Origin of the sequence: Neisseria sp. P0019.S002, from assembly GCF_051957155.1 — a bacterium.
In the GTDB taxonomy this organism is placed as follows: Bacteria; Pseudomonadota; Gammaproteobacteria; order Burkholderiales; family Neisseriaceae; genus Neisseria; species Neisseria perflava.
The window spans coordinates 41028-53489 of sequence record NZ_JBQCWS010000007.1; the positions used below are offsets into that span (position 1 = coordinate 41028).

11 protein-coding genes are annotated in these 12462 nt (G+C 51.1%); 2 read left to right on the forward strand and 9 right to left on the reverse strand.

Annotation, left to right across the window (positions count from 1 at the left end):
* Positions 1–34: 34 nt before the first annotated feature.
* Positions 35–985: a sce7725 family protein gene (locus tag ACTHTY_RS10010; RefSeq protein WP_107810681.1), complete on the forward strand. Its 951-nt coding sequence runs from the start codon at positions 35–37 to the stop codon at positions 983–985.
* Between the two features lie 40 nt (positions 986–1025).
* Here ACTHTY_RS10010 and ACTHTY_RS10015 read toward each other — a convergent pair whose 3' ends face one another.
* From ACTHTY_RS10015 to ACTHTY_RS10055, 9 genes are all read right to left on the reverse strand, one after another.
* The gene (locus ACTHTY_RS10015) at positions 1026–3983 is read right to left on the reverse strand and encodes a DUF3418 domain-containing protein (RefSeq protein ID WP_440367480.1); all 2958 of its coding nucleotides are present in this window, start codon (positions 3981–3983) and stop codon (positions 1026–1028) included.
* Positions 3984–4048: 65 nt separating this feature from the next.
* A complete protein-coding gene (gene lpt3 / locus ACTHTY_RS10020; RefSeq protein WP_440367482.1) occupies positions 4049–5626 on the reverse strand; it encodes a lipooligosaccharide phosphoethanolamine transferase in 1578 nt (525 codons plus the stop codon).
* A gap of 139 nt (positions 5627–5765) precedes the next feature.
* The gene (locus ACTHTY_RS10025) at positions 5766–5990 is read right to left on the reverse strand and encodes a hypothetical protein (RefSeq protein ID WP_349267275.1); all 225 of its coding nucleotides are present in this window, start codon (positions 5988–5990) and stop codon (positions 5766–5768) included.
* A 160-nt stretch (positions 5991–6150) separates the two neighbouring features.
* On the reverse strand, positions 6151–7410 hold the full coding sequence (dcm, locus tag ACTHTY_RS10030) for a DNA (cytosine-5-)-methyltransferase (protein WP_070822989.1): 1260 nt from the start codon (positions 7408–7410) through the stop codon (positions 6151–6153).
* A gap of 72 nt (positions 7411–7482) precedes the next feature.
* Positions 7483–8211, reverse strand: a complete 729-nt coding sequence (locus tag ACTHTY_RS10035; RefSeq protein WP_070822986.1) for a PmeII family type II restriction endonuclease — start codon at positions 8209–8211, stop codon at positions 7483–7485.
* 70 nt (positions 8212–8281) lie between these two features.
* Complete coding sequence (hrpA, locus tag ACTHTY_RS10040) at positions 8282–9676, reverse strand: ATP-dependent RNA helicase HrpA (protein ID WP_440367485.1); 1395 nt, start codon at positions 9674–9676, stop codon at positions 8282–8284.
* Positions 9677–9784: 108 nt separating this feature from the next.
* On the reverse strand, positions 9785–10171 hold the full coding sequence (gene rsfS, locus ACTHTY_RS10045; RefSeq protein WP_002246503.1) for a ribosome silencing factor: 387 nt from the start codon (positions 10169–10171) through the stop codon (positions 9785–9787).
* A gap of 58 nt (positions 10172–10229) precedes the next feature.
* Positions 10230–10835, reverse strand: a complete 606-nt coding sequence (nadD, locus tag ACTHTY_RS10050) for a nicotinate-nucleotide adenylyltransferase (protein WP_003684732.1) — start codon at positions 10833–10835, stop codon at positions 10230–10232.
* Between the two features lie 18 nt (positions 10836–10853).
* Entirely contained in the window at positions 10854–11438 is a 585-nt protein-coding gene (locus tag ACTHTY_RS10055) for a beta-class carbonic anhydrase (protein WP_049322449.1), read from the reverse strand.
* A gap of 120 nt (positions 11439–11558) precedes the next feature.
* Here ACTHTY_RS10055 and ACTHTY_RS10060 point away from each other — a divergent pair, with 120 nt between their 5' ends.
* Positions 11559–12449 (forward strand): NUDIX domain-containing protein, encoded by an 891-nt coding sequence (locus ACTHTY_RS10060; protein ID WP_440367487.1) that lies wholly within the window; start codon positions 11559–11561, stop codon positions 12447–12449.
* Positions 12450–12462 lie beyond the last annotated feature (13 nt).

The following is a 12462-nucleotide window of genomic DNA, read 5'->3' on the forward strand; positions in this document are numbered from 1 at the left end:
TGTTGTAATCTTAACTGAAAAGAAAGGGAAGTAGATGTATTACTGTTACTTGCGAGCTAAGCGTAATGAATTATTAGCAATCCGAGATTCTGCTAGGAAAATCCAAAACTCACAAATTTCTATAATTTTAGAACCTGTTAGACTGAATATTACAGAATTATTGACATGTGTTAACGAGATTATTAATGATGATTACAGAGGGAATTTAATCTATATTCTGAATCCAACAATTGGAGACTTAGCTAATAATAATCAATTGATTATTCAGCAAGCTTCTCGATTGGCAGAAGAACAACCATCCATAATATTTGGAATAATAATAACAAACGGTACAGATATTACAGAAATTGAATATTGGAGGAATATATTTCCAAATTCTCGTTTTGTTTTAATTCATAATGGCGAATTAAATATAGATGCAAATATCATTAATAATATGCCTCATATTATTGGAAATATTTTTTACAGAAATAGGGTTAGTGATTCATATATAAATCAATTTATTCAAAATAGAGTTATTTTGGAGGATTGTTTTAATAGATTAAATAGAAATTTTGACTACCAATATAATATTATTGAACTTTTTTCTGATCGCCATTTGAACTTTACTCAGCAAGGTATGCAAGGGTTTGCAAATTTTAGTACTATTGGTGATTATTATGCTGATGGGGGTTCTCAGCCATATACTACAGCTTTTCATTTGACTTTCCCTAGACAACAAGGGGTAATATGGATTCAACATTGTTTGTCAGACCCTCGTGAATATAAAGAAGAAACTTCAATTCAAAAAGAAGAACTATTAGAGGATATTTATACAACCATTATGAATAGGCAAGATATACTCCAATGGTCTACGGCTTGCCAAGAGTTAGTTCGGTATTACGACTCTGCTAATTACTCATTCTCATTAGGAACTTTAAAAAGATTGTCAATTCGACATCATTTTGAATTGATGGATTATTTAAAAACACAAGGTATTTACTAAAAATCCCAAGGTCGTTTGAAAATTTTCAAACGACCTTTTATTATATGTTGCTCAATCCCTCCCATACCTTTAACAACCTCTTCACCGACACCGGATACGGTGTCTTCAATTCCTGCGCGAACAGCGACACTCTCAATTCCTCAATCATCCATTTAAACGCGGCGAGGTTGTCTGAAACGGGTTGTCCTTGTTTCACCAAGCCGTCGGTTTTTTCCTGCCACATTTGTTCCAATTCCTGTATGTCGGCTTCGCGGGCTGCATCGCGGGCGGGGTTGCCGCTGTATTTTTCGAGGCGCAGGGTCATGGCTTTGAGGTAGATGGGGAGGCGCGGCCATTGTGTCCATGGGGTATGGCTGGCGAAGCCGGGGGCAAGCAGGGTTTGCAGGCGTAGTCTTAGGAGGTGGGTGAGCGGGTGTTTGCCGAGTTTGCCGTTGAGTTCGGCGTAGGCGGCTGCGGTTTCCTGCAAGTAGCGGCTGAGGGCTTCTTTGACGGCGGGCAGGCGGCTGCGGGCGCGTTTGATTTGTTCTTTGAAGGCTTTTTCGTTGCGCGGTAGCTCGTCTTCGCCGATAAAGGCGCGGTCGCAGACGGCTTGGGTGAGGTCGTCGCGCAGGGTGTCGGCGTTGATGTGTTTGAGCAGCATGGCGGCTTGGGTAAAGCCTTGGATGCCTTTGTTCAAATCTTTTACCTGCTCTTTTAATTGCAGCTTCATCAATTCGATTACGCCTTGACGGTGTGCCTGTTCGGCGGCTTCGGTGGTGTCAAACAGGCGCAGGGCGATGCGGCCGTCTTTTTCTTTTTGCAGGCCGAGGTAGCCGGTAAGCTGTTGTTTGCCGCGTGCGAATTTGATGGATTCGGGCAGGGTGCCGATGTCCCATGCGGTAACGTTGTCGCGCTCGAATTCTTGGGTGTTGTCGCGGAAGGTAACGGCGGCGGCTTGGCCAAGTTGTTGTTGCAATTCGTGCAGTTTGCGGCCGCCGGCAAGCTCTTGTCCGCCGTCGTCGATAATGCGCAGATTCAGATAGCAGTGTTCGGGCAATTCTTGCGCCGCCCATGCGTCTTGGTCGATTTGCTCGAGAATCCGCATATCGCCGGCGCTTTTGGCGATAAAGTGCGCCAACTGGGGAATGATGGCCGCTTGGCGGTCGGGATTGCTTTCGAGGAATTTGGTGATGAAATCGGGTACGGGCACGCAAATGCGGCGGATTTGCTTCGGCAGGGCTTTAATCAGCAGCTGGATTTTTTCGCGCAACATACCGGGCACCAGCCATTCGAGCGACGGCGCGTGCAAACGGTTGAGGACGGTCAGCGGCACGGTCATGGTCACGCCGTCGAGAGGATGGTGCGGCTCGAAGCGGTAGGAAAGTTTGAACTTGCCGTCTGCGGTTTGCCAGAATTTGGGGAACTGCTCTTCGGTAATGTGCGCGGCGGCGTGTTGCATCAAATCGTCGCGACTGAGGAACAACAGGCGCGGATTGTCGCGTTCGGCGGTTTTGAGCCAGGCTTCAAAGGTGCGAATATCGGCAAGGGGCAAAGGTTTCAGACGGCCTTTTTGAGATGCTGGCTGCTTTTGGGATTTGGGGTCGTCTGAAACATTTTGTCGGGTATGTGAACTCGGTTCACGCTCGCGGTTGTTCTCATCTTTGGAATCTGCGTGCGCGGCTTGCGCCACACGCCCTGCGTTGCGCTGGTTTGCTTGTCCGTTTTGATCGGCCGTCTTGTCCGACTGGGTTTGTCCGCCCTCTTCGCTTCCCCAAATGCTGCCTTTCGCGTCTTTCCACACCAGCTCGGGCAGGCGTTCGTTATAAAACGCAAACAGGGCTTCGTCATCAACCAATACGTCTTGCTTGCGCGATTTGTGTTCGAGTTCGGTAATTTCTTTAATCAGCTTTTTATTGTGGGCAAAAAAGGCCGTCTGAAGATTGCTTTCCTGCGCCACCAATGCGCCGCGGATAAAGATTTCGCGCGCTTCTTCGGGGGCAACTTTGCCGTAAGACACGGGGCGGCGCGGCAATACGGTCAGGCCGTAAAGCGTAACGCGTTCGCTGGCGACGACTTCGCCGCGTTTTTGTTCCCAGTGCGGCTCGAAATAATGATAGCGGACGAGGTGCGGCGCTTCCTGCTCTATCCATTCGGGCTGGATAACGGCGACGTCTCGCGCGTAAAGGCGCGTGGTTTCAACCAATTCTGCCGCCATCACCCATTTGGGCTTGGCTTTGAACAGGGCTGATGCCGGGAAAAGGTGGAAGCGGCTGCCGCGCGCGCCGGTGTAGTCGTTGCCATCGGGCGATTTCATGCCGACGTTGGCGATAAGGCCGGTCAGCAGGGCGCGGTGGATTTGTTCGTAGCCGGCTTCTTTGGCGGCACGGATTTGGGCGCGGTGTTGTTTCTTGTCCAGTTGTTTTTGTTTGAGTTTAGCCGCCAAATCTTGGTCGCCTTGGTTTTCAGACGGCCTTAATTGTTCTTGGGAAGGAGGTTGTCTAAACGCGGCTTCTTTGGTGGTCAAACCCATTTCAATCGCGGTTTGGGCAAGCTGGTGGTGCAGCTCGCGCCATTCGCGCATACGCAGGTGCGACAGGAAATATTGGCGGCACCACTGCACCAGCTGCTTGTTAGACAAACCTTTGTCGCGCTCACGCTGAAAACTGTCCCAAATATTCAGATAGGCAAGGAAGTCGGATTGCTTGTCGGTAAAGCGTTCGTGCGCCTTAGCCGCAGCATCGCGTGCTTCCAGCGGCCGCTCGCGCGGGTCTTGAATCGACAGCGCGGACGCAATCACCAATATTTCTGCCATGCAGTCGTGTTTCTTCGCCGCCAGCAAAATGCGCGCAATTTTCGGGTCGATGGGCAGGCGCGCCATTTGTTCGCCGAGTTTGGTCAGGCGGTAGCGCGTGTTGGCACCGATATGGCCCGAACTATTTTGCAGGCCGTCTGAAACATTGACTGGATTGGATCGTGCATCCATGCCTGATCCGCGTACTTGGTTCTTCATATTTTGCATAGTCTTGTCGGTCGGGCATCTTCCCCGACATCATCTAAATTTGTCTTTATTGGTTTTCACGCCGCTTATTGCGGATAAACATATTCCGCCTTGCCGTCGCGAATGTTCAAGCTGCCCGCATCGCCTGTAATCAGATTGCCCGTTACCGAGCCTTCGCGACAACCTGAAGCCGGCATATCGTAGCCCAGCGTGTGAATCAGGAACGTTGAAAGCTGCTGATGGAAGGCAATCTCACAAGGTGCAAAAGCCTGGTTGGCAGCCTGCTGCACGGCCTTATCCGGGCTGTACAACACCAGTGGCACGAGATAGCTGTCGGGCTGCACCGTGCCTTGATTGTAGGTATCTTTGCGCACATACTGGCCATGATCGGAGGTATAGGCAAACAGCCAGTTGCCGTCAGGCTGCTTTTGCAGCTGCTCGAATACGGTTTGAATCATTTGGTCGGTTTTGTGGATGGTGTTGTCGTACTTATCCACAATATTGGCTTCGCCGAATACTTTATCTTGAGGCTGCAACAATGCGCCGTATGGGACGTGCGAACCGCGTTGGTGCAACACAATAAAATGCTTGCCCTGCTGCAAATTGATTTTGTCGAACAGAGGTAGCAGTTTCTCATCGGGCATATTGTCGCCGTTGCCGTAGCCGAGTTGCGTCGGCTGAATCAGATGGTCTATCCATTTCTTACCGATTAAGTTCAAAATTGCCATCTCGTTTTCAGCCTGCGCGCTGTAAAAATACGTTTCATAGCCCTGCTCTTTGGCGAGGCGGAACATATTGGTATCGCCGCTGCTGATTTGCTCATAGCCGTTGGCATGCGGTATCGCATTGAAAAAGCTGGGCAGGGACACAGCCGTCATCAAAGCGGCGGAATAGCTTTGTTTCACAATCGGCTTAAATTTGGCTTGCGACAGCTGGGTCAAAAATGGCGAAGTTTCGCGTCCGTAACCAAACAGTTTCAAATGCGTCGCGCTTTCACTTTCGCCCATAATCAGGATGATATTTTGAACACTGCCCTGCCCGATTTTGCTTGGTGCAGGCTGTTTGAACACAGGAATCTTGCTTAAATCAAACAACTGATATGGCAACACGCGCCCGACAAAATAGCCGAAGCTGAAATAATTGGCTTTGACGCGGCTGTATGTCGGTTTGGGCGAAATACCGTGTTCCTGCGTCGTACTGAATGAACGTCCAAAAATCAGCAACATCGCCGCAATAAACAAAATATCGGCAGCAAAATGCGTCTTACGGCGGAACTTGGCAAGGCTGCAAAACAGCACGACTTCCAACACGCCCCACAACACAGGCAGCCACAACTTATCCAACATCGCCGCGCCCGCGCTGCCAACTTCGGTAACCTCTTTCAGCATCAGCCAATAATTAATGCCCGTCATCCAGCTTTGATAAACCGCATAATGCACATTGTTGGCAATAATACTGAACGCAAAAAACAGCGCAATCAACAACCGCGTCACCTTATAACGCGCAAACAGATACAGCGCAGCAATCACAAATGTCAGCGCAAACGTTTCCGCAATTTTCGCCGCCGGTAAGGTTTCAATTCCGAATACAAAGCGATAGGCAATTTCGCTAGCAGTAAGTAGAGACGAATACAGAACAAGCGTGAGGAAAGATTTTTTCATCATTAATAATTTCACAATAAAAAATTTACCGATTGGGTTTTAAAACCCAATATTCCCTTTTCAATAGTTTTTAGTTTCTCAATGATTTAGGCCGTCTGAAAATGAAACATGGCCTGCTATTTGATTAAGAAAGATTTTATTTTCAGACGGCCTCCACCGCCCCCAATTCCAGCAATACCTGAAAACCGTCATTGATATACCGTGAATCGGGCATTTCTAAAAATGGAATAATACCAACAAAATGCGTGCGATTTTCGGGTCGATGGGCAGGCGCGCCATTTGTTCGCCGAGGCGGGTCAGGCGGTAGCGGGGGGGTGTTGGAAGTGGCGGTTTTCAGGCTGTCTGAAAGAGGTTGGATTTCTTGCATATTATTGTTTTAAATGTGATTATACAATTGGCAGGCTGCCTGAAAAGTGCAGGCTGCTTTTTTGTGTTTTCAGACGACCTTTCAGGTAGCCCGTGCTATTCGTTTGAAACGGTTTGATTAAAAAGGCAGGCTGAAGCCCGCCTGCCTGAAAATTGTCGGTTTATGCGGCTTTCTGCTTGATAAGTTTTGTTTCAATATCGTTCAACAGGCGAACTAATGAGCGTCCGATAGCATAAGCCAGGTTGATGGGGACGGCGTTGCCGATTTGTTTGTATTGCGCACCAAGTGAACCTTCAAACTGCCACTCATCAGGGAAGGTTTGGATGCGGGCGTATTCGCGCACAGTCAACGGGCGGGTTTCTTCGGGGTGGCAGCGTTCGGTCTGTTTTTGTGCAGGGGCGCAGGTCAATGTCAGACTGGGTTCGTCCCATGCCAGCCGCCGCGCCATGCCGGTTTTGCCGCCGCCGAGAAAATAGCTTTTCTGCATGTATTCGCGCTGCAATGCGTCGGGAAGGTCTTTCCAATAACCGCCTGCGGGTACTTGCGCCATAATTTCCGCCTTACGCTGTGGGTATTTTTGCCCTGGCGATTGCGGTACGTCGTCTTTGTAAAGTTCGCCCGCTTTCAGTGCATCTTGCAGGGTCAGGATGCGGTGGTAGGGCGATGGCCAGTGGAACTCGACTTTGTCTGCCAAATCTTTACGGATACCAATTAAAAACAGTCTTTCACGTTTTTGCGGTACTTTATAAAACATGGCTTTAAGTACGCGGGGCGGCACGAGCTCATAGCCGAGTTCGCCGATAATATCGGTAATGGCCGTCAGTGTGCGCCCTTCGTCATGCGCCAGCAGTCCGCGCACGTTTTCGGCTACAAACACTTTGGGATTGGTTTCTTTCACGGCACGGGCAAACTCGAAAAATAGTGTGCCGCGCGTGTCTTCAAAGCCTAATTTTTTACCTGCATAGGAAAACGCTTGACACGGAAAGCCACCCGATAGGATGTCGATTTGGTCGCGGTAGGGGGTAAAGTCCAGTTTGGCAATATCGCCTTCTACAACATTCCAATTTGGACGGTTTTTCCGCAGGGTTTTACAGGCTGCCGCATCGATTTCGTTGAGTAATACGGACTCGAAACCTGCCTGTTCCATGCCGATTGCCAAACCGCCCGCGCCCGCAAACAGTTCCAACAGTTTGTACGGGCGGTTCGGTCGGATGGCGGCTTCTTCCTGCCAGCGGCTGTCAAATAGCAGGCGTGCTTCCTCAAATACTTCGAGCTGTTCGCGGCTGTACAGGCGGTAGTTGTTGTCAGTTTGGCGTTGCGGGACAAGCGTGCCGTTTTTGTCCCAACGGCGCAGGGTTTCTTTGGAAACGCTTAATATATCTGCAACTTGAGCGATGGTGTAGTGTTCGGGACTTTGCATAATTTGTCTAAACCTTAGTTATGGTTATTAATCGCAGCATAATCTAACCTGAAATGCTAGAGTCGTCAAACATTATTCATGGTTACTTAAATTTTGCACGGTTTCGCTGGAGGCAAGTGTTTTGATAATGCGGTCGAAATCCTTGCTGAAATCGGCCTCCACCGCAACCGAACCGATGGCGTTGATGAGTTCGTGATAAAAACCTTCATCGCCCGTCAGCCTGTGCCACAAATCTTTGCCGATGACGACATCGTAGTCGTATTGCTCGGTAATGCGGCGGTAATGGCTGCTCAAATCTTCCGGTTCGCCGTAAAGTACGCCGACAATCATGTCGTCGTTAGGGATTTTCAGATGGTTGGTACGCGACAGATTGCGTACCGATTTGAAATGCCCGGCAATGGTTTCCACATCGTCGGCATTGATGGTGTTAGGCCCAGCTTTAAGCTGGCAGTATTTTTTGCGCCCGTCAGTTTGGTCAGTAAATTCGATATCCATACCGCTGGCGGTGCTACCGACGGCATTTTGAATAGCGGAAATGAAACTCTGCATATTCTGCCCGAACGACGTATTGATGGATGTACCCAAAACGCGTGGGAACAGTAATGCTTTAGCAATACTTTCTGGGCTGGAATTGCCCGTCAGAAAATTGGCAAGATAAACCGTTAAAAAAGGGTTGATGTTGAACTGTTTCGGGTCAGTCAGTTTTTCGGTATTTTTGATGTGGTTTTGCGCGATACGGTCGCGAAACCATTGTTTGGCAGCATCCAGTATTTTTTGTTTTTGTGCTGTGTTCAAAGACATGGGTATTTCCTTTATCAAGTTGAAAATGACAGCCTGTGCAGACTGCTTTTTATTGTCAGGCCGCCTGTTTTCAGACGGCCTCCACCGCCCCCAATTCCAGCAACACTTGAAAACCGTCATTGATATACCGCGAATCGGGCATTTCTAAAAACGGGAATGCTGCCACATCGCCCAGGTTCAGCGATGCCATGCGCAGGATGACGGCGGCGAGGTTGCTGCGGACGATTTCGGGGTCGGTAAATTCGGGGCGGCTGTTGAAATCTTCTTCTGAAAACAGTCGGATACACACGCCTGCGGAGACGCGGCCGCAGCGGCCGGAGCGTTGGCGGGCGGCGGCTTGGGAGATTTTTTCGACATGAAGCTGCTCCACTTTTGCCCGCGCAGAATAGCGTTTGACGCGCGCGAGGCCGGTGTCGATGACGTATTTGATGCCCGGCACGGTGAGCGAGGTTTCGGCGACGTTGGTTGCCAGTACGATGCGGCGTTTTGCGCCTGTGGGGTGGAAGATTTTGTGCTGTTCGGCGTGCGACAGGCGTGCGAATAGGGGCAGGATTTCGTCGTTGCGGCGCAGCGTGGATTTGCGTAGGGCTTCTGCGGCTTCGCGGATTTCGCGCTCGCCCGGCAGGAACACCAAAATATCGCCTTCTCCGTGTCGCGCCAATTCGTCGGCTGCATCGACAATCGCATCGGTCAGCTCGACTTCTGCATCATCTTCGTCTTTGCTGGTCAGCGGTCGGTAGAGGATTTCAACAGGATACGTCCGTCCGCTTACTTCCAGCACAGGCGCGCCGTTAAAGTGTTGGGAAAAGCGTTCTGCGTCTATCGTTGCCGAGGTGATGATGACTTTCAAATCGGGGCGGCGCGGCAGCAGTTGTTTCAAATAGCCCAAGAGGAAGTCGATATTCAGGCTGCGTTCGTGCGCTTCGTCGATGATAATCGTGTCGTAGGCGGCGAGATAACGGTCGGTCTGCGTTTCCGCCAGCAGGATGCCGTCGGTCATCAGCTTGACGCAGGCATCGCGCGAGGTGTGGTCGGTAAAGCGTACTTTATAGCCGACCGCGCTGCCGATTTCGGATTTCAGCTCTTCGGCAATCCGCTCTGCTACGGAACGCGCGGCCAAACGGCGCGGCTGGGTATGCCCGATCAATCCTGCCGCCCCGCGCCCGAGTTCCAAACAAATCTTGGGCAGCTGCGTGGTTTTGCCCGAACCGGTTTCACCGCAAATAATTGTTACCTGATTCTCGGCAATGGCTTTTTTGATTTCGTCGAGTTTTTCGTGAACGGGCAGTGTGTTGTCAAATTCGGGCTTGGGCAGTTTGGACAGGCGTTGCAGATAGAGGTCGTGCGATTTTTTGTATTTTTCTTCAACCTTGGCCAAGCCGCCGTATTTTTTGGGATTTTTAAAGGCGGATTGCAGGAAATGGCGGTCTTTGGAGAGGGTTTGGGCGAAATCGGGTTGCGGCATGATGGTGCAATGAATTAAATAATGTGAAAAGAATGGAATTATAGCAAAAGGCCGTCTGAAACTTGCTTGCTTTCAAGTTTCAGACGGCCTTTGTATGGATAAACCGTTTTAGTCGGCGGCGTGCCAAGGTTTTTGCATACCGGCGTGGAAACTCGGTTTTTCTCCGCCCCACAAGGTGTCGATGTCGTAGAAGTCGCGCACGGCAGGGAGCATGACGTGGACAACGAGGTCGCCTGCGTCGACAAGCGTCCATTCGCCGCTGTCGCCTTCGGTGCTGAGGATTTCGAAACCGGCTTCTTTTAAATCGACGGCAACGTTGTTGGCCAGTGCTTTGACTTGGCGTGTGCTGTCGCCGCTGGCAATAATCATGCGGGCGAACAGGGAGGTTTTGTCTTGGGTTTCCAAAACAGAGATGTCTTTGGCTTTGATGTCTTCGAGGGCGTTTACGGCCACTTCGACCATTTTTTGCAGGTCTTGCAATTCTTGTTCGTTCATTATTTTCCTAGTTGAAATGTTTTCAGACGGCATTATAGCTTATCTGCCTGAATAAACGCTATTTTTCATAGAGTTTGTGTTGTCGGATGTATTGGGCGACGGGTTGCGGCAGGCCGTCTGAATGGTGGGTTTTGGCGAGATCGGCGCGGATTTGGGTGGAGCTGGTGTTGTGCAGCGGCGCGTTGAGGATGCGGACGCTGCCGTTTTGCAGGGCTTCGCCGAGCCATGCGTGCAATTCGCGCGGGGTTTTGTTGAGGTTGTCGCCCTGTCGCATGGCGATGGCGATATGGGTCTGGCGCACGAGGGTTTGCCATTTTTTCCATGTGTGCAGTTGCATCAGGCTGTCGCTGCCCATCAGCCACCACAGTTGCGCACCGGGAAACTGCTGGCGGAAGATTTGGACGGTGTCAAACGTATAAGTTGCGCCGTCGCGGACGATATCGCAGTCGCTGGCGGCAAATTTCGGCTCGTCGGCGATGGCGAGTTCAACCATATTGAGGCGCTCTTGCGCCGGCGTGCGCGTGCTGTCTTTGTGGTACGGGTCGCCTGCCGGCAGAAAGACGACAAGGTCCAAACCGATTTCGTCGGCGAAGGCGCGGGCGATGTGGAGGTGGCCGTTGTGGATGGGGTCAAACGTGCCACCGAATAATCCGATGTTTTTCATTTCGTGGTGGTGTCTGCGTTAGATGTTTTGGCCGTCTGAAGCAGGCAGGCTGCCGTCAACAATCAGGTTGAGCTTGCCTGTAGTCGGGTGGATGACCAGGCCGTGGATGGCGATGTTGTCGGGCATCAGCGGATGTTTGCGAATCAGCTCGACGGTATGGCGCACGCTGTCTTCGACGTTGTCAAAACCGGTCAGCCAGCCGTCCAAATCGATACCGGCATTGCGCAGGGTTTCGATGCGGTCGTCGGGGATATTGCTGTCGTGTACGCGTTGGAGGAACTCTTCGGCGTGTAATCCGCGCATACCGCAGTCGTGGTGGGCAATGACCATGATTTCTTTGACTTTGAGTTCAAATACGGCCACCAACAAACTGCGCATCACCGAACCCCAAGGATGGGTCACCAGCGCACCGGCGTTTTTGATGAGCTTGGCGTCACCGTTTTTCAAGCCCAACGCATTGGGCAGCAGCTCGATAATGCGTGCGTCCATGCAGGAAAGGATGGCCAGCTCGCGGCCGGGGTATTTGTTGGTAAAGTATTTTTCGTATTCGCCCGTTTCGACGAAATGTTGGTTATAGGCGAGGATTTCGCTCAATTCGCTCATGATGTGCTCGTTTCGGATGGTTTACTCTATTATAGCGGTTTTCGGGTAGTGCGGTTGTTTTGCAAATTCGCCGTAAACGGCTAAAATCGACGTATCTTTAGTTCTTTTGGAGGATGCGCCATGTCTCAGTCTTTCCGTTTTGAACAGGTATTCGCGTCCGATGTCCACGACGCATTGTGGGATTGGGCGCAAACAAGCTATGGCGCATCCGACGATTGGTGCATTCTGTATCTCAACGGCCTGCCTTTAGGCCGTCTGAACCCGTTATGGCGCGAACGCCTCGGGCAAGATTGGACAGGCAGGCAGTCGACCCTTTCAGACGGCCTGAATTTGGAAACCGACAGCTGGGCAGAAATGGGCGACAGTTTGCAAACGCTGGCGCAACAGTGGCGCGATTGCGGTTGGCTCAAAGGTTGGCGCGGTGAAAAGTTCGACATCTGCGACCAGTCGGGCAAGCCTTTATGCGCACTCGAACGCGCCGCCTTCCGCCCGTTCGGCCTGATGAGTCAGGCAGTGCATTTGAACGGATTGGTCGAAACAGAAGACGGTTTGCGCTTTTGGATAGGCCGCCGCAGTCCGCACAAAGCCGTTGATCCAAACAAACTCGACAACCTGACCGGAGGCGGCATCAGTAGCGGCGAGAGGCCGTCTGAAGCTGTCTGTCGCGAAGGTGAAGAAGAAGCAGGCATTCCCGCTTCGTTAACCCACCATATCCGACCGACTGCCCAAATATATAGTTTGCGCCCCGTTAATCGCGGTGTCCACAACGAAATTCTGTATATCTTCGACATCATCCTGCCCGAAGGCTTCCAACCCGCCAACCAAGACGGCGAAGTCGCCGGTTTTGAACTGATGGACATCCCCACCCTGCTTGATGCCATGTTGGGCGGACACATGATGCACGATGCCCAGCTGGTTACGATCGAAGCCTGCCGTCGATACGGCCTGATCGATCCCAAACATCCGCTGTCCGCATGGCTCGACAGCATCCGTTGCCGACCCCATTTTTAAAGGCCGTCTGAAA